The organism is Amphritea sp. GJ51-11, from assembly GCF_055808735.1.
Genome location: NZ_CM147881.1, coordinates 2,336,563 through 2,353,292, shown reverse-complemented (window position 1 = coordinate 2,353,292; position 16,730 = coordinate 2,336,563). Strand labels below are relative to the sequence as shown.

The window sequence follows — 16,730 nt, the reverse complement described above, 5'->3', positions numbered from 1 at the left end:
ATATCAACACAGCAGGAGATACGGTGGTATGAATACCCGCAAACTAGGCTCGTTTGAATGTTCGCCGATAGGCTTAGGCTGCATGAGCCTGTCACATGCATATGGCACGCCGCCTTCTGAAAAGGCGGCTGAGCAAATTTTGCTGCAGGCACTCGACCTTGGTTACAGCATGCTGGATACCGCCGCGCTATATGGCTTCGGTAATAATGAGACTCTGCTTGGTAAAGTGCTCAAAGGGCGCCGCAATGAATTTGTCTTGGCCAGTAAATGCGGCATGTTCAAGAATGATGCGGGTGTACGTGAAATAAATGGTCGTCCTGAGGTAATTACGAAAACCTGTGAAGACAGTCTGCGTCGCCTGCAAACCGATGTTATTGACCTGTATTACTTACATCGCTGGGATCGTAATGTGCCGATCGAAGACAGCGTTGGGGCTCTCTCTGACCTCGTGGCGGCCGGAAAAATTCGCGAGATTGGTTTATCTGAAGTGTCGGCGGATACGCTGCGTAAAGCCCATAAAGTCCATCCAATTGCCGCTGTTCAGACAGAATACTCCCTCTGGACCCGTAATCCTGAAATTGCCATCTTGGCGGCGTGCCGTGAGTTGGGCGCATCCTTTGTTGCCTTTAGTCCATTAGCGCGGGCTTTTCTGACAGGTAAATTGAAGGATGTCAGCGTGCTAGAAGCGAAAGATATTCGCCGAGGGATGCCGCGTTTTTCGCCTGAGAACTATGCGCAAAACCTGCAATTGCTTGATCAAGTGGAAAAGGTGGCTAAGGCCGAAAATATGACCTTGACGCAACTTTCGCTTGCCTGGTTGTTAGCTCAGGGTGACAACATTATTCCGATCCCAGGCACCACAAACTTGGATCATTTAAAAGAAAATATCAGCGCCGTTGAGTGCTCCTTGAGTGCTGAGGCATCTGCTCAGCTTGATCAACTTATCAATCAGCAAACGGTTGTTGGTCATCGTTATAACCCGGCCACTCAGGCTGAGATTGATACTGAAGAGTTTTGCTAACCAACAGCTCTCTGCTCGTTTGACCCCATAATAATTAGACCTGAAAAATTGAATGTTTTACCAAATTTAGACTGAGGAGTCTCACATGAAAAAGCCAATGTTTACGGCTGCAATGGCATTGACTGCTGCCATGATGGTTCAGGCACCGGCGCAGGCTGCTGAATACACATTGCGTTTGGCACATTTTTTTCCACCGGTTTCAGGACAGCATAAAAATATCGCACAGAAATGGGCTGATAAAGTTGAAGCTGAATCCGATGGTCGTATCGACGTAGAGGTTTATCCTTCATCAACGCTGGCTAAACCGCCAGCACAGTACGATGCGGTTAAAAACCGTATTGCTGATGTCACACTCACCGTACTGGGATACACGGCTAACCGCTTCCCGCTGAGTCAGGTGGTTGAACTGCCGGGTATTGCTAAGAACGCTGCCAATGGTTCATGTGTGCTGGAAAGCCTCTATGATGAAGGGCTGATTGCTGCTGAGTTTAAAGATACTAAGCCGCTGTTTCTTTTTACCCATGGTCAGGGGCACATTCATACCACGGAGAAAATGGTTAAGGAACCGGCTGATCTGAGTGGCTTACGTATTCGCCGTCCATCTACGGTCGTTGCCAATATGTTAGACGGCTTAGGTGCTAAGCCTGTGGGTATGCCAGCGCCGCAGTCGTATCAATCGGTTCAGCGGGGCGTTATCGACGGTGTTGCTCTGCCATGGGAAGGTCAACTAGTCTTCCGTATCAATGAGTTGACGCCGAAGCATACCGAAGTGGGTGGTTTGTACTCTACCGCTTTTGTCATGACGATGAATAAAAGTGTTTATAACAGTATGCCTGCCGATCTGCAAAAGGTGCTGGATAACAACTCTGGTTCTGAATGGTCGCAAATTGCCGCTAAAGTGTTTGATGATCTGGACTTGAAAGGGCGTATTCAGGCGGTTGAACTCGGCCATGAGATCTACTCCGTTGAAGGTGGAAGTGAAAACCCTGCGTGGAAACCGGTGCTGGATGCTGCGACTGAAAATTACCTAGCAGACTTGGAAGCAAAAGGTTTGCCTGCACGTCAGGTGTATGCCCGCGCTCAAGCGTTGTCTGCGAGCTGCAACTAAGTTTGACCTCCGTTCCGGCTATTCGTATAGGGTAGTCGGACAGGGGCCTAGTCGGTGTTTAGACTGGGCTTCCTCTCTTTTATTCCGGTTAATGGAGTAGTTTATGATGGCATTCAGCCGGCTGTTTGATCGTATTACCCATGCAATGCATGTGATCAGCGGCGCCATTCTTGTCTCTATGATGTTTATCACCTTGGCAGATGTGCTGACCCGGGCGCTGTTTAAAGCGACCGATGGCTCGGTTGATCTGACCTTTATTGGTGGTGTCGAATTGATTAAATATGGCTTGTTGTTAATGGTCGTATTTGCTCTGCCGTATTCAGTGGGACGTTCACAGGTGATCGTTGATCTGTTTACTGAAAATTTTTCCGAGCGGGCTAAGGCATGGCTTGAAGGGTTTTACATGCTGGGCTTTGTGATGCTCGGTGGTGGCATGAGTTATCGTTTCTATCATGCGATAGGACAGGCTGAGATGTCGGGTGAAACAACTCAGGATCTATTGATTCCTCTGAGTTATTTGTATGCGATTACCTCCTTTGCCACGGCTTTTTTAGCGCTAGCGGCATTGCTGATTAGTCTTCGTCTGTTTTTCTTCCGTCACGAGGGGCATCAGTCATGAGCGGATCACTTATTGGCTTTATCTGTATCATCGGTATGTTGGTGATGATTGCCGTTCGTATGCCCATCGCACTCGCGATGGCAATGACCGGTTTTATTGGCTTTGGTTGGATTGTTGCCTTTGAACCGGCGTTATCTATCTTGGATAGTGGCCCGTTTGAAACACTATCGAACTATAGCTTTAGTCCGATTCCTATGTTTATCCTGATGGGTGTTTTTGCCTCAAAAGCAAAGATGTCGCAGGAGCTTTTTGAAGGTGCGCGCACACTGTTTGGTAGCTGGCGTGGTGGGATGGCGCTGGCGGCAGTGACCTCCTGTGGTATTTTCTCGGCGATATCTGGTTCCTCTTTGGCCACGGCGGCAAGTATGTCACGCGTTGCACTGCCTGAAATGGAAAAGAATGGTTACGCTAAATCGCTGGCATCAGGCACACTGGCCGCCGGTGGTACTCTGGGTATTATGATTCCGCCCTCGATTGCACTGCTGCTCTACGCACTGATTACGGAGCAATCTGTAGGTGAGATGTTTATTGCCGGTGTGATTCCGGGCTTACTGGGCTTGGCGCTCTACTGTGTTACTATCGCGATTGTGGTGTTTCTTTTTCCACACCTAGCTCAACCGGGTAAAAAAACTACCTTGATGGAGAAAGTTGTCGGCTTGAAAGGGCTAGCACCCTTTACCGGTGTTTTTGCCTTGATTATCGGTGGCATCTATACCGGCTTCTTTACGCCCACTGAAGCGGCTTCGGTCGGTGCGGCGGGTACTTTCTTTATCGCTATTTTCCGGGGTATGAAGTTCCAGCAGTTTAAAGAAGCGGTAGAAGAAACCTTATTTATGTCAGCAATGATCTTCTTTATGATTATCGGCGCAGAGATCTTTGGTTATTTCCTCTCGGTATCACGTATTTCGTTTTCGCTGGTAGAGTTGGTCGAAAGCTTACAACTATCTCCCTATATGGTGCTGTTCTGTGTGCTGCTGCTGTTTGTCGTACTTGGCTGCGTAATGGACAGTATTGCTATGCTGCTATTAACTGTACCGGTGGTCTACCCACTGATTCAAGCGTCCGGCTTTGACCCTATCTGGTTTGGTATTATTGCGGTCATCACCGTGGAGTTAGGGCTTATCACTCCGCCCGTTGGGATGAATGTGTTCGTGATAAAATCGGTTGCTCCTGAGATACCGCTGAAGGAAATCTTCAAAGGCGTGTTCCCCTTTGTGTTATCCGATATCGTGCGCTTGGGATTGATTATTGCATTCCCGGTTCTGGCATTGGGGCTGCTGTAACAGCACTGAATGAAGCTAAGTATTGAGACTGTTTGATAGGGTTGCTGCCTTAGGTGCAGCCTAAATAGAAAAGCGCTGGCGACTAACGTCAGCGCTTTTTTTGTCTGTGGTGAGTGTATATGGAAAAACACAAACCTCTTTGGCTTGAGGTTTGCTGTTACCGGATGAGCTTTCTTTGGGTCAGTGCGCTGCGAACGCGCTTGGAATCAAGCTTCGCTGCTAGGCGGGCTAGAGTGATGGAATCACAGTGTCATCTTTACCTTTTCCTTTAATACCACCGAGTAAAATAGTTTTATCTTGAGTGATGGTACGTACCAGTGCAGCATAATCGGCGGCACCATCGCCGTCGGGTAGGAACTCAAAGATAGTTTCACCGTGTGAAGGTGAGCGGCTCAGTTGCTCGTCGTAGCGTATGGGAGTGCATACCTTGTCATCATAGAGGCTTTGGAGCTTACGGTAGATGTTTTTAGGTTGCTCCACCCGGGTGTCGAGAAAGGTTGGCAAAATATAATTAAGATCGATATCTTTGTATTTTTTGATCGCATGGAGATTTTTAGTAAATTCGGCCAAGCCATGTAGCGACATGACTTCGAGTGATACCGGTGTGAGCACTTCGGTGGCGTAAAATAGCACATTCACCGTCAGTTGATCCCACCCAGGTGAGGTATCGATAATGACAAAATCGTAGGCATTATCAATCTCTTCCATCGCTTCGGATAGGGTCCATTCAGAACCAAAACTTTTTTTATCGATAATTCGTTTAACGCCTGCTAAAGAGCGGCCACCGCCGAGTAGCCAGAGGTTGGGTCTCGCCTGAACAATGGTCTCTTTCGGCGTCAGCTCACCGGTGAGTAATTCAGTTAATCCTGCAGGCGGTTTTTTACCCAACATAAATGAAGATTGACCCTGGGTATCCGTATCGATTAATAAAACCTTATATCCAGCCATCGCTAAGCCGGCGCTGAGGTTAACCGCAGTGGTGGTTTTGCCCACGCCGCCTTTACTCAAAGAGACACAGATTTTACGCGGCGTTTTATGCGTACTCGGTGTAGCGCTAGGCGCTTCCGCCGGTTGAGGCGCAGCGTTAACCGTGGGGATTACCGGCGCTGTCGGCTTAGCTGTCGCGGCGGTTTCGGCATCGGGTAGGACAACACCGCTATGATCAAGGTTAATGATGAACTTGTGTTCACAGGCTTTGCAGCGTACAACAAACCTTTTTTTCTCGGCGAAACGACTGGTATCGGCATGATGCTTACGCGAACAGTTTGGGCAAACAATAATGGTCATGGGTTAGCCTTCTTAAGGTCTTCCAAAATGGCATTTAATGCCACCTTAGCGAGCCTTTCTACTGAGACGTTAGTTTTCGACTTAGTGATAAACTTAAGGCTGATTTTGCCCTTTAACTTCCAAGCATGGATCGCAAACTGATCATTTTCGGTTTCCCAAATCAGTTCGCCCTGATCTTTAGGTGCAGCTTTTGTCGCTGTCTCTTCGCTATCGCAAAAAATAAAATTATTCAGTTGTTGAAGTTCATCGATATTGTCATCGACCTCTTCGCTGAGTAATAAACCCATAATATCCAGATTCTTATAATCAGGCATCGTCGAAGATCTCTTTGCGCAGGCCGAGCAGGGCATGTTCTAAGGATTGAACGGTTTCGTTATCCATATTCTGCCACTGAATACCACAGATCCAATTACCGTTCTCATCGAGGGAGGAGTGTACTACCTCGCCAACTAGTCCGTTAAATTGCTCTTGTCCGAGCACGATTTTGCATTCTGGCGAGATATCAGAAGAGGTGAGAGGCGCCGTGGCATCGATACCAATACAGACACCTTCAACACTGATATCGAGTAGCGGATAGGTCGAGCCATTGGTGATCAGTGAGGAGGTTTGGCGGTCTTTAACCGGAATACGGTATGACTTTCGTGAAACGAGTATCGAGTCTGAGTCCGGTGAAATTTCTTCAAATTCCAGCGTATCATCAAGTGTTAATTTCATTGCTTAGCCTCGTTGTACATCTGTCTTTTCCGTACTGCTATGAATAATGACTATTTTTTCTATCGCTTGTTAAGCGATAGGTTAGCGAGTTCGATTACTAGGCATCGGTTTTTGGCTAGCCACCTCTGTCGCTCTATATCACCGACTGACGGGCAGTCAGCGGTGATAAACCGGTGCTGTAACGCCAATCTTTAAACAGTATCAATAAGGTAATCAAAGCAGTAATTAGGTGGTAGCACAAGCAAGGCACCTCTTAAAATGGGTATGCATGCTGAGTTTTGTTGGGGAGGTTTGCCCGATGCCGCTTAAGCGGAATTTGGGCGCTGTGGTGCCCAGATGATTCTGTTGGAAGCGCCTAGAGTGAGTTTTTTATCTGCTCTCTAACCCGTTCGGCTTCCCGTTTACGTTCTTCAAGTCTGGCGATATCGCTGCTGGAAAGATTTTTTTCCCGCAGGGCGAAGTCTATCTGACGAAGGGCTTTATCGGTTGATCCGGTAAGTAGAAAGTACTCTGAGCGAGCTTCGTGAACCCCAAGGGTATTGCCGGCTAGCCCATAGGCTTCTGCTAGTTCATACCAGATATAGCTATTGGACGGGAAACGCTGACTGAGTTCGCTGAGAATGCGAGCCGCTTTTTTGTACTGACGATTTGCGCTAAGTGCTTTTGCATAGCGCTGGCTAACGGGATAACTGTCTGGATAAAGCTGAATTAATTGCTCCATCTGCTGCAGAGCTTGTTGGTGTTTGCCAGCGGCGAGGGCGAGTTCAGCATAGGTCAGGCGGATGTAAAGGTGGCGTTGTAAGTTATCGGGCAGTTTAGCCAGAGCCTTCTCTGCTTGGTCGTAGTCGCCTTTTTTAATTAACGCTAATGCTAGTCCGTAAGCACTTAACTGGTCGTCTGATGCGCTGACTTGATAGCCTTTAATCAACTGGTTCAGGTCGCTAGAATAATGTACTTCGACGCGTTTCTTTAACAGCTGATATTCATAACTTTGTTGTTTGAAGGCGGGTTTTGTTAGTTGGCCAGCACGGTTTTCCGCATCGGCAATACGAGATTCGGTGACCGGGTGGGTCAGCAGAAACTCGGGAGGCTTTTGTCCCAAAAACCGGCTCGCGCGTTGTAGCCGGGAGAACATCCGTGGCATCGCATAGGGGTCAAAACCGGAATTGACCATGTTTAACATGCCAATACGATCGGCTTCCTGCTCATTACGACGGGTAAAGTTGATGCTTGATTGTTGTCCTGCCGCCATGGATGAGGTGATGCCGGCCATGCCAGCTTGAGAATCGGCGCTGGCAATCAAGATACTGGCTAAGATACCCGCTAAGAGTAAAGGGGTGTTGCGACGGCTCTCTTCTAACTGCTGTGCATAATGGCGTTGCGAAAGGTGGGCAAGCTCGTGGGCAATAACCGATGCAAACTCTTGCTCATCTTGGGCGCCAAGAAATAGACCCGCATTTATGCCGACAACGCCTCCGGGAACCGCGAACGCGTTAAGTACGGGAGTGTCGAGTACGATTAGGTCGAGGCGGTGATCCTGTAGCTGGCTGTTGGCGGCGATTTTCCACAGTAATCCATCGATATAGTTGACCAGCAGAGGGTCACCGTATTCAGGGGCACTACCACGTAGCATACGAGCCCAAGTTCGACCGAGCTGATACTCCTGATCAAGCGAGATGGTCGAAGAGCTGTTAGCGATTAGGGGTAGGTCGTCAGCCTGAATGAGCGAGACAGGGCTGATTGATAGGATGCCTGCTAGCAGATATCGTGAAAGTCCGGTACGCAAATTAATGATCCTTTAGCTGAGTTTCTATGGCCACAGAAAGAGTTAAGTGTAATTGTGGTTTATAATACCTCGTTTTTTGGTATATATTGCTGACCTCTTATCTGTATCTGGAACTTTTTCATGACTGAGACCCACTGGGACGAACAACTCGACACCTGCGGACTGAATTGTCCGTTGCCTTTATTGAAAGCCAAGCAAGCGTTACATAAGCTAGAGTCGGGTAGCATTCTCAAAGTGGTTGCCACGGATGCTGGTTCACAGCGGGATTTTAAGGCCTTTATCGATCAGTCAGACCATCAAATGTTGGAATCGTTCAGCGAAGATGGTCGCTATACCTATATCATCCAGCGCAGCTAAAGGGAGCACAGCGTGAGAAAGATTTTTAATAAGTGGATCGACAACTACTTCTCGAATGAAGAGGTGTTGCTTTTGTTGGTGCTCCTCGCCTCCGCACTTGGGGTCATTCTCTATCTAGGGCAGGCACTGACACCGGTCTTCACCAGTATTATCTTGGCATTTCTGATGCAAGGTATGATCGTCTGGTTAAAAGAGCACCGGGTGCCGCATCTCGCCTCGGTGTTACTCGTTTTTGCGTTATTTATTGGCGCGTTACTGTCGTTGTTACTGTTTATTATGCCGTTGGCATGGAAGCAATCAGTGAATCTGTTTAATGAACTGCCCGGTATGGTGACCCAAGCGAAAGAGGTTTTGTTGTTGTTACCGCAGCAATATCCAGATGTGTTCTCGGAAACGCAGATCACACAGATAATCGACCTAGCTACCGCTGAATTGAGAAAGCTGGGGCAGATGGTGGTGACGTATTCTCTAAGCTCGATTACTGGGCTGATCGCGCTGCTGATCTATGTTGTTTTAGTGCCGATTCTGGTGTTTTTCTTTTTGAAAGATGGCAGCAATTTGGTCCGCTGGTGGGTTTCCTTTCTGCCTCAGAAAAAAGCGATGTTGACTCAAGTTTGGACTGAGATGGATCAGCAAATTGCCAACTATGTTCGGGGTAAAGTGATTGAGATTTTGATCGTCGGCTCGGTGACTTATGCGGCATTTGCTTTGCTGGGTATTAATTATGCGGCTTTGTTGGCGATTATGGTGGGGTTGTCGGTGCTAATTCCTTATATCGGTGCGGCCTTGGTTACCTTGCCGGTCGCCTTGATTGGATTTTTTCAATGGGGCTGGACGAATGAATTTTGGTATCTGATGTTAGCCTACGGCATTATTCAGGCACTTGATGGTAATGTGCTGGTGCCGCTATTGTTCTCTGAAGCGGTCAATTTACATCCGGTATCTATTATCATCGCCGTGCTGGTTTTTGGTAGCATCTGGGGATTCTGGGGTGTGTTTTTTGCGATTCCGTTGGCAACCTTGATTAAAGCGATTCTCAATGCTTGGCCTAAGAGTCATGCATTTATCCAAGATGATCAAAGTGCTGAGACCAAGTGATTTGAGCTTTGCTTTGATGTGTCATAGTCTAGCCATAATGTTGTCAATTGAAGATCAGAGGTTGGTAGCTTTATGGCTGGTAGCGATGAGATTTAAGCGGGTACGCGTGAATAGTCTTGGGGTAGTTCGGTTGTCTTCTGGCCATTATTGATATGCTGTTGTTATGAAAAGTGATACCAATATGCCCTATAAAACGTATGAACACGATACGGTAGATGATGCCGATTTGACGCTGAATACCATCATTGATCTGATCGTCGAGGGTAGTTGGGATTGGAACGCGGAGACCGGTTATGTGGTTCGTAGCCCCGGTTGGTACCGTATGCTCGGTTATCCTGTCGGGACATTGCTGGCCGATGTGTTTACATGGGAAGAGATCATCCATCCTGATGAATACCCTCAGGTTATGCTGCATATCGAACAGTATATACGGGGCCAAAGTGACACCTATCATATTGAATATCGATGTAAAAAAAGTGATGGTAGTTATCTGTGGATCGAAGATCGAGCGCAAGCCGTAACGCGGAATGAAGAGGGCATAGTGACCCGTTTGATGGGCGCCCATCATGATATTCATGCCCGCAAAGTCGCCGAACAAGCATTGCAGACACAGATGCGCTTGCTTCAGGAGGGTAATAAAACCTTAGAAAAACTGCTCGCCCATAAAGCTAAGGAATTAGAAGGTAAAAATAACCAGCTGCAAGCGCAGGTGGTTAATGTTGAAAGACTCTCCCACACCGATGTGTTAACGCAAATCGCTAATCGTGAAAAAGTAAATATCGAGTTAGCCAAAGAAGTGGCGCGTTCGCAGCGTTACAGCCACCCGTTATCATTGATCTTTTTCGATATTAATCATTTCAAGCGTATCAATGATACGCATGGACACAATGCCGGTGATGAGGTGTTGGTTGTTCTTGCTAAAACGATTGCAGCGAATTTGCAGAGCATTGATTGTTTAGCGCGTTGGGGTGGTGATGAATTTTTAATTCTTCTACCGTGCTCTGATCTTGAGCAAGCCTCAAATGTGGCGCTGAAATTAAGAGCCGTGATAGGCGCAACACGCTTCGTCAATGATATCGATCTCAGTTGCAGTTTTGGGGTGGTTGAATACCAAACAGGTGAAACGATGGATGCTCTGTTTCAGCGAGCCGATCAGTCGATGTACCAAGATAAAGCCAAGTTTAATAAGGCTTGAGGCATAAGGTTCGTTTAAGTGAACGTTTTGTTTTGATACTCAAACTTATACCAAGAATATCGGTATCAACCCAGCGCAATTTTATTGCGCTGGTGTTTTAGTTGATCAGTGATTAAAGTGCTTGTGCGGCTTCAAGTACTTCGGCGACATGCTCTTTAACTTTTACCTTGCGCCACTCTTTTCGTAATACCCCTTCGGCATCAATCAAAAAGGTGCTGCGTTCGATACCCATATGTTCTTTGCCATACAGTTTCTTAAGCTTGATCACATCGAATAGTTTGCACAATGCTTCGTCCGGATCGCTAATCAGCTCAAAAGGGAATGATTGCTTTGCTTTGAAATTTTCATGGGCGCGCATGCCATCCCGTGAAACACCAAATATCAATGTGTTGGCCGCTTCGAATTGGCTGAACATATCACGGAAATCTTGACCTTCGGTGGTGCAGCCGGGGGTGCTGTCCTTCGGATAGAAATAAATGACCACGTTGGAACCTTTGAGTTCTGATAGCGTCACAGTGGTATCGCTAGTGGCTGCTGCGGTGAAGTCGGTTACTGGTTGATCAATTGTAGGCTGGCTCATGCATTTTCCTTAAAAATCGGGCTTAAATACTACGCTTATCGGATAGAGATCAGTTAGAATGATACGCTTTTTATACGATAACAGATTACACAGTTTTGGCAGCCCCTGTAGACACCGTTTTTTGAATATTCAGATTACGCTAACTTCTTGAGCTGAAATGGGTTGAGCCGCAAAACGCGGGCAAGTACCATAGGACCATACTGTACACCTCTTGATGGAGACCATGATGATTACTGGCAGCATTGTTGCTCTTGTTACCCCGATGAATTCAAACGGTGAGGTCGATTGGGACGCACTGGATAAGCTGGTCGATTTTCATCTGGAAAAGGGCACCGACTCAATTGTCGCTGTAGGTACAAGTGGCGAATCGGCAACATTGAGCTGTGATGAGCATTGTCAGGTTATTAAACGGGTGGTCGATCGTGTTAGCGGTGCCATTCCTGTGATTGCCGGAACCGGTGCGAACTCCACCAGAGAAGCGATTGAGCTAACAGAAGCTGCAAAGAGCGTCGGTGTCGATGCCTGTTTGTTAGTGACCCCTTATTACAATAAGCCGACCCAAGAAGGTCTGTATTTGCATTTCAAAACTGTTGCCGAAGCCGTCGATATTCCACAAATCCTTTATAACGTGCCGGGTCGCACCGCCTGTGACATGTTACCTGAAACGGTATTACGTTTAGCAGAGATACCTAACATTATTGGTATTAAAGAAGCGACGGGTGATTTAGACCGCGCTAAAACCTTGATTGATGCGGCGCCAAAAGAGTTTGCTATCTATTCTGGTGATGACGGCACCGCCGTTGAGCTAATGTTACTTGGTGGTGATGGTAATATCTCCGTGACCGCCAACGTGGCACCTGCGCAGATGGGTGAGCTGTGTCGCTTAGCGATTGCCGGTGAAGCGGAAGCTGCGCGTGCTATGCAAACTGCGCTCATGCCGCTGCATACAGCGATGTTTGTTGAGTCGAACCCTATTCCGGTGAAGTGGGCCGTTGCTGAAATGGGCTTGATCGGGCTGGGTATTCGTTTACCGCTGACAGTCTTGTCTGAGCCATTCCACAATCAGGTGCGTGAAGCGCTGAAAGCCTGCGAAATTATCTGAAACTAACGGACGAGCATAATGAGAATAATTGCCTTGTTGCCTCTGGCAGCAGCTGTGTTGAGTATTGCTGGATGTGGTTCCTACTCAAATCCGATTTACGGTGAGAACGGAATTATTAACGATCGCAGCCAAAACTACGAAGAGGCGCAGGCAACTAAACGGCTCGAGTTACCGCCTTCTATTCAAGCACGTTCTAAAGCGATGCAAGACAGTTTGGATATACCGAGTGCCGGACAGACAGCTTCGCAGCGTAGTAGTGCCTTTGAGGTGCCTCGTCCTGAGTTTTTCTATGCGGATGCAGGCAGCGGTACAGTTAATCTGAAGCGACAGGATGGCGATAAAATCCTTGTGGTTGATGAGCCTATTGGCGATGTCTGGGTTCAATTGCAGGATTTCTGGCGTTTCAATAATGTTGCCCTAGCTAAATCAGCGCCTCAGGAAGGGATTATCGAAACCGATTGGATTGATGTCGATGGCGAAGAGCTGAGCTTTGTTGATAGCATGATCAAACGGCTGACCTTCCAAGACATTGAAGGTCCTGTTAGCGATAAGCTGCGGGTATCTGTGCGTCCTGTTGCAGATGACTTTAATCGTACCACTATCGCTATGCAGCATGTACGGGTATCTCAGGATGAAAAAGATCAGCCGGTAAGCTGGTCTGAAGATGCGGCAGATGTTGGTTACAAAACCGATATGATGTTTGAAATGCTGCGCTATCTGAGTAAGTCGACCAGTAATGCTGAAAGCATGAGTATGCTTGAGCTGCGTCGCCAGCAGAATAATCTACCGCAGATGGGTCGTGACTCGAATGGCTTCCCGGCACTGAAGATTACGGTTCCGGTTGATCAGGCTTGGGCGCAGATCAATCAGGCCATCGATAAGACTGACCTAGATGTGGGTACCCGTGACCAGCAAACGGGTGTGATCTATATGACGTACACCACTTCAACGCCATTCGATGATGTTGAAAAAATGGGCTTCTTTGAATGGCTGCACTCCGACCGTAAAAAAATTACCTTCGATACCGGTAGCTTTGGTCGAGCGTTTGGTTTTGATGATAGAAACCCAGGCGATGGGCCCTTTTACAGTGCTAAGGACGCTACAGAAGCGAGTGTAGAGCAAGCTGGTGATGTAGGCGATGTGGCAGAAGAGATTTACAGTATCGATGGTAATGAAGATGATGCTGCTAATCGTAAGGGCTTCAAAATCTGGTTTGGCGGTGAAGTGCTTTACGTCTTCGGGAGTGAGCAGGATGGCGTCTATAATGATGACTCTGGTAAGTATGAGCATGTGGGGCAGTATAAGCTGCATATGAATCGTACTGCTAATGGTGTCTTCCTGACAGTCAAAACACCTGATGGTTATTCAGCACCGGCTGTGGTTGCCGATGAGATTCTCTGGCAGATTAAAGAGAAGATCTGATCGGTTAAACGCCGCTACCTAGTTCTGCTAGGTAATAGATAAACGTTAAAGGGGCCTCGCAATCGAAGGCCCCTTTTTTATAGTAAACGTGATGGAAAATAGTGATGAAAGCGGTATTTCTTGATCTCAATAGCCTTGATTGTAATGACCTTAACCTCGCCGAGTTGGAGGCTCAGTTCAGCGAATTCACGGCGTATCCTGCGACCAGTGCTCAGCAGGTCGCTGAGCGAATCGCTGCCGCGGATGTCGTTATTGTCAATAAAGTGGTGCTGGATGCTCCAACTTTGGCGACTGCTAAACAATTGAAGCATGTGTGTATCGCAGCCACGGGGACGAATAATGTTGACCTTGTCGCAGCGGCTGAACAGGGTATCAGTGTGTCGAACTGTCAGGCTTATGGTACGGCATCGGTGGCGCAGCATGTGATGACGCTGATGTTGGCGCTACATACGAACTTGGTCGCCTATAACCAAGCGGCACGTAATGGTCAGTGGGCTCAAGCGAAGCAGTTTTGCCTGTTGGACTATCCTATTCAAGAGCTTAACGGCAAAACGTTGGGCATTGTGGGGTATGGTAATCTGGGTGCAGGTGTGGCCCAGCTAGCCGAGGCTTTTGGTATGCAGGTACTGATTGCGCAGCGTATTGGTGGCGATAGCGTGGCTGGTCGCGTGGCGCTAGATGAATTGCTACCGCAGGTTGATGTGTTAAGTTTGCATTGTCCGTTGACGGCGCAAACCCGTGATTTAATCAACGCCCAGACTATCGCGCAGATGAAAAACGGCGCGTTTATTATCAATGCGGCCCGTGGCGGTATTGTGAATGAAGCCGATTTAGCTGAGGCTTTGCGCAGCGGGAAATTAGCCGGTGCGGCGACCGACGTTTTGAGTGAAGAGCCACCGGTACATGGCAATCCTTTGTTAGCGGATGATGTGCCTAATCTTATTATTACCCCACATAGTGCTTGGGGGAGTGTGCAGGCGCGACAGCGCATTGTTGATCAGTTGACCGAAACCATTGCTGGCTTTAAGCGAGGTGAGTTTATTCGGGTGATTAATTAAATGGGCTGAAGACACTTAAACGGTGCTTTTGCCGTTTTCTAGAAGGGGCACGGGGTGCTAAAGGATAGCGGTTCTTGGCTGCTAGGGTGAGTAAAGCTAAGTGCTTGGGCGTGCAGTAATAAACGTTCGGCTCGGGCGAGTTGCTCGGGTTGGGCGTAAAAACGGTCGCCGAGTATGGGGTGCCCAAGATATTGCATGTGTACCCGAAGTTGATGCGAGCGACCGGTGATAGGCGTCAATTTGACCCGTGTGGCATTATCTAAGTGCTGCATTACTTGCCAATGGGTCTGTGCTGACTTTCCCTGTTCGGGATCAATCATCTGTAATGGTCTGTTATCCCAGTCACAACGCAGAGGCTGATCCACCGTGCCGCTTTCCGGCTCAAGTCGTCCGGCGATAATTGCTTGGTAGTTTTTCTCTGTTAGGCGGTCCTGAAATTGAATACTCAGGTGGCGGTGGCTTTCTGCCGTGAGCCCCAGCACCATGATGCCGGATGTCGCGTAATCAAGCCGGTGAACGATTCTGGCCGTTGGGAAGCGCAGTTGTACCCGTCGCCAAATGCAATCTTGCTTATGTTCGCCTCGGCCGGGTACTGAGAGTACGTCGGCCGCTTTGTTAACCACTACAATCGCATCGTCGGCGAAGAGGATGTGCTGCTCGTCAATCGCGGTTATCATGTCAGCGATTGATGCCTTTGCCCGCAAATAATTTCTTTTTCTGCTGTTTCTTTTTGCCCCGAATAAAAAGTGCCATCGATTCTATGTGATGGGTTTGTGGGAACATATCCATGACTAGAAACTGCTGTAGTTGGTAGCCCTCTGTTGCTAGTAGTTCGCTATCGCGTGCCAGTGCGCCAGGATTGCAGGATATATACAGAATCAATTCGGGCCGCTGGTTGCAAATTTGTGGAATCAGTGAGGCGGCACCGCTGCGAGGTGGGTCTAAAATGACCTTGTTGTAAGACTCGCGAAACCATTGCAGGCCTGTTAAGTCATCCGCCAAATTGCCACAAAAGAAACGACAGTTGTCGAGTTGATTCAATTGGGCATTTTGTTCCGCCTGGGTCACCATATTCATGCTGCCCTCAACGCCGGTTACCGCTGCGCCTGACTGGGCGACAGGCAGAGAGAAGTTGCCTAAACCGCAGAACAGATCGAGGACCTTATCTGTTGGTTTAAGGTCGAGTAATTGGCAGGCGGTGGCGACCATTTTTTGGTTGATCTCAGCGTTAACCTGAATGAAATCCCCGGGTCGAAACTGTAACGTTAACTGATTAAGCGTATAGCTCACCGGCTCGGCTAGGCTGTTATCGAGCTCGGTACCAATAATGTTGAGTTGTAAGCTTAATGCATAGTGGTCGGCCAGTGCGGTAAAGCGTTCTAGGTGTTGCTCATTGAGCTGTTTTTTCAGGCGTAAAGAGAGGTATCCGCCCTGATCACCCAGATCGATATCCAGTTGGGTGATATGTTTTATATCGCCGGTGTCGCGCAAAGCCTCACGTACGCGGCTAAAAATATCGCTAACCCGTTCATCCAGTACGACGCAACGGTCAATTTGGCTGAGTAGGTGGCTGCCACGACGACGAAAACCGACAATGGGCTCGCCATCGGAGAGTTGGTTAATGCCAATCCGTGCGCTGCGTCGATAGTGCCATGATTCAGCGGTCAGCGGGGCGGCAACTTTTGCCGGTTTAGTATGGCCTATCCGTTCGAGTTGTTCGACCACTAGTGATTGTTTTAAGCTCAGCTGTTCGGTGTTGTCTAGATGTTGCAGGTCGCATCCGCCGCATTGTTGATAGTGCGGGCAGACCGGTTCGATGCGGTGACTCGATGGCGTCAAGATTGCATCTGTATGGCCGAGGTAAAATTTTGCTTTCTCCTCTGTCAGACGTGCCTGAACCTGTTCTCCGGGTAAGGCGTTGGCGATAAACGCTGTTTTGCCCTGATAGCGTCCGATGCCTCGGCCGTCATGGCTCAGGGATTCGATATTCAACTCGACCGCTTCGGTCGGTAGCGGGTGGGCTGGCTTGCGGGCCGGGCGCTGATTTTTAGGGCGGGAACGGTTCGGTTTCATGGGCTTCTCCTGACGAAGCGCGGATTC

The 16,730-nt window shown here is 48.3% G+C and carries 17 protein-coding genes; 10 read left to right on the top strand and 7 right to left on the bottom strand.

Translation table 11 applies throughout. The features are described from left to right. The first annotated feature begins 28 nt into the window (after positions 1-28). The 4 genes from AC0L4K_RS10410 (at position 29) to AC0L4K_RS10395 (ending at position 4,031) form a co-directional block, all read left to right on the top strand. Entirely contained in the window at positions 29-1,021 is a 993-nt protein-coding gene (locus AC0L4K_RS10410; protein WP_473265997.1) for an aldo/keto reductase, read from the top strand. Between the two features lie 85 nt (positions 1,022-1,106). Further along, positions 1,107-2,129, top strand: coding sequence for a TRAP transporter substrate-binding protein (locus AC0L4K_RS10405; protein WP_473265995.1), 1,023 nt, complete (start codon positions 1,107-1,109; stop codon positions 2,127-2,129). 103 nt (positions 2,130-2,232) lie between these two features. Then, positions 2,233-2,748: a TRAP transporter small permease gene (locus tag AC0L4K_RS10400; RefSeq protein ID WP_417222664.1), complete on the top strand. Its 516-nt coding sequence runs from the start codon at positions 2,233-2,235 to the stop codon at positions 2,746-2,748. Beyond that, positions 2,745-4,031: a TRAP transporter large permease gene (locus AC0L4K_RS10395; protein ID WP_417222667.1), complete on the top strand. Its 1,287-nt coding sequence runs from the start codon at positions 2,745-2,747 to the stop codon at positions 4,029-4,031. Before AC0L4K_RS10400 ends, AC0L4K_RS10395 begins: the two co-directional genes overlap by 4 nt. 228 nt (positions 4,032-4,259) lie before the next feature. Here AC0L4K_RS10395 and AC0L4K_RS10390 read toward each other — a convergent pair whose 3' ends face one another. The 4 genes from AC0L4K_RS10390 to AC0L4K_RS10375 form a co-directional block, all read right to left on the bottom strand. Continuing rightward, positions 4,260-5,318 (bottom strand): AAA family ATPase, encoded by a 1,059-nt coding sequence (locus AC0L4K_RS10390; protein ID WP_473265994.1) that lies wholly within the window; start codon positions 5,316-5,318, stop codon positions 4,260-4,262. Next, positions 5,315-5,632: a hypothetical protein gene (locus tag AC0L4K_RS10385; RefSeq protein ID WP_417222672.1), complete on the bottom strand. Its 318-nt coding sequence runs from the start codon at positions 5,630-5,632 to the stop codon at positions 5,315-5,317. Before AC0L4K_RS10385 ends, AC0L4K_RS10390 begins: the two co-directional genes overlap by 4 nt. Beyond that, positions 5,625-6,032: a PilZ domain-containing protein gene (locus AC0L4K_RS10380; protein WP_473265992.1), complete on the bottom strand. Its 408-nt coding sequence runs from the start codon at positions 6,030-6,032 to the stop codon at positions 5,625-5,627. Before AC0L4K_RS10380 ends, AC0L4K_RS10385 begins: the two co-directional genes overlap by 8 nt. A gap of 355 nt (positions 6,033-6,387) precedes the next feature. Beyond that, positions 6,388-7,818 carry a M48 family metalloprotease gene (locus tag AC0L4K_RS10375; protein WP_473265991.1) on the bottom strand — a complete coding sequence of 477 codons (1,431 nt, stop codon included), beginning with the start codon at positions 7,816-7,818 and terminating at the stop codon, positions 6,388-6,390. Positions 7,819-7,938: 120 nt separating this feature from the next. On the opposite strand from AC0L4K_RS10375, the gene AC0L4K_RS10370 reads away from it, so the two are divergent. From AC0L4K_RS10370 to AC0L4K_RS10360, 3 genes are all read left to right on the top strand, one after another. Continuing rightward, positions 7,939-8,175, top strand: a complete 237-nt coding sequence (locus AC0L4K_RS10370) for a sulfurtransferase TusA family protein (protein WP_417222679.1) — start codon at positions 7,939-7,941, stop codon at positions 8,173-8,175. Between the two features lie 12 nt (positions 8,176-8,187). Then, positions 8,188-9,273, top strand: coding sequence for an AI-2E family transporter (locus AC0L4K_RS10365; RefSeq protein WP_417222681.1), 1,086 nt, complete (start codon positions 8,188-8,190; stop codon positions 9,271-9,273). Between the two features lie 163 nt (positions 9,274-9,436). Beyond that, positions 9,437-10,468 carry a sensor domain-containing diguanylate cyclase gene (locus AC0L4K_RS10360; RefSeq protein ID WP_473265988.1) on the top strand — a complete coding sequence of 344 codons (1,032 nt, stop codon included), beginning with the start codon at positions 9,437-9,439 and terminating at the stop codon, positions 10,466-10,468. 112 nt (positions 10,469-10,580) lie between these two features. On the opposite strand, the gene AC0L4K_RS10355 is transcribed toward AC0L4K_RS10360, so the two are convergent. Beyond that, the gene (locus tag AC0L4K_RS10355; RefSeq protein WP_417222686.1) at positions 10,581-11,048 is read right to left on the bottom strand and encodes a peroxiredoxin; all 468 of its coding nucleotides are present in this window, start codon (positions 11,046-11,048) and stop codon (positions 10,581-10,583) included. A gap of 226 nt (positions 11,049-11,274) precedes the next feature. Here AC0L4K_RS10355 and dapA point away from each other — a divergent pair, with 226 nt between their 5' ends. The 3 genes from dapA (at position 11,275) to AC0L4K_RS10340 (ending at position 14,630) form a co-directional block, all read left to right on the top strand. Next, on the top strand, positions 11,275-12,150 hold the full coding sequence (gene dapA, locus AC0L4K_RS10350; protein ID WP_417222687.1) for a 4-hydroxy-tetrahydrodipicolinate synthase: 876 nt from the start codon (positions 11,275-11,277) through the stop codon (positions 12,148-12,150). 18 nt (positions 12,151-12,168) lie between these two features. Further along, the gene (gene bamC / locus AC0L4K_RS10345; protein WP_417222690.1) at positions 12,169-13,572 is read left to right on the top strand and encodes an outer membrane protein assembly factor BamC; all 1,404 of its coding nucleotides are present in this window, start codon (positions 12,169-12,171) and stop codon (positions 13,570-13,572) included. A gap of 104 nt (positions 13,573-13,676) precedes the next feature. Next, positions 13,677-14,630, top strand: a complete 954-nt coding sequence (locus tag AC0L4K_RS10340; RefSeq protein WP_473269182.1) for a 2-hydroxyacid dehydrogenase — start codon at positions 13,677-13,679, stop codon at positions 14,628-14,630. Between the two features lie 38 nt (positions 14,631-14,668). Here the strand turns inward: AC0L4K_RS10340 and AC0L4K_RS10335 are convergent, their stop codons facing one another. Beyond that, a complete protein-coding gene (locus tag AC0L4K_RS10335; protein ID WP_417222694.1) occupies positions 14,669-15,307 on the bottom strand; it encodes an RluA family pseudouridine synthase in 639 nt (212 codons plus the stop codon). A 1-nt stretch (position 15,308) separates the two neighbouring features. Continuing rightward, positions 15,309-16,703 (bottom strand): 23S rRNA (uracil(1939)-C(5))-methyltransferase RlmD, encoded by a 1,395-nt coding sequence (gene rlmD, locus AC0L4K_RS10330; protein WP_417222697.1) that lies wholly within the window; start codon positions 16,701-16,703, stop codon positions 15,309-15,311. Positions 16,704-16,730: the final 27 nt, after the last annotated feature.

Coding starts and splice junctions, on each gene's coding strand:
- AC0L4K_RS10405 (WP_473265995.1), top strand. CDS start 1,107: ATGAAAAAGCCAATGTTTACGGCTGCAATGGCATTGACTGCTGCCATG.
- AC0L4K_RS10380 (WP_473265992.1), bottom strand. CDS start 6,032: ATGAAATTAACACTTGATGATACGCTGGAATTTGAAGAAATTTCACCG.
- AC0L4K_RS10370 (WP_417222679.1), top strand. CDS start 7,939: ATGACTGAGACCCACTGGGACGAACAACTCGACACCTGCGGACTGAAT.
- AC0L4K_RS10340 (WP_473269182.1), top strand. CDS start 13,677: ATGAAAGCGGTATTTCTTGATCTCAATAGCCTTGATTGTAATGACCTT.
- bamC (WP_417222690.1), top strand. CDS start 12,169: ATGAGAATAATTGCCTTGTTGCCTCTGGCAGCAGCTGTGTTGAGTATT.
- rlmD (WP_417222697.1), bottom strand. CDS start 16,703: ATGAAACCGAACCGTTCCCGCCCTAAAAATCAGCGCCCGGCCCGCAAG.
- AC0L4K_RS10395 (WP_417222667.1), top strand. CDS start 2,745: ATGAGCGGATCACTTATTGGCTTTATCTGTATCATCGGTATGTTGGTG.
- AC0L4K_RS10355 (WP_417222686.1), bottom strand. CDS start 11,048: ATGAGCCAGCCTACAATTGATCAACCAGTAACCGACTTCACCGCAGCA.
- AC0L4K_RS10335 (WP_417222694.1), bottom strand. CDS start 15,307: ATGATAACCGCGATTGACGAGCAGCACATCCTCTTCGCCGACGATGCG.
- AC0L4K_RS10385 (WP_417222672.1), bottom strand. CDS start 5,632: ATGCCTGATTATAAGAATCTGGATATTATGGGTTTATTACTCAGCGAA.
- AC0L4K_RS10400 (WP_417222664.1), top strand. CDS start 2,233: ATGATGGCATTCAGCCGGCTGTTTGATCGTATTACCCATGCAATGCAT.
- dapA (WP_417222687.1), top strand. CDS start 11,275: ATGATTACTGGCAGCATTGTTGCTCTTGTTACCCCGATGAATTCAAAC.
- AC0L4K_RS10410 (WP_473265997.1), top strand. CDS start 29: ATGAATACCCGCAAACTAGGCTCGTTTGAATGTTCGCCGATAGGCTTA.
- AC0L4K_RS10360 (WP_473265988.1), top strand. CDS start 9,437: ATGAAAAGTGATACCAATATGCCCTATAAAACGTATGAACACGATACG.
- AC0L4K_RS10390 (WP_473265994.1), bottom strand. CDS start 5,318: ATGACCATTATTGTTTGCCCAAACTGTTCGCGTAAGCATCATGCCGAT.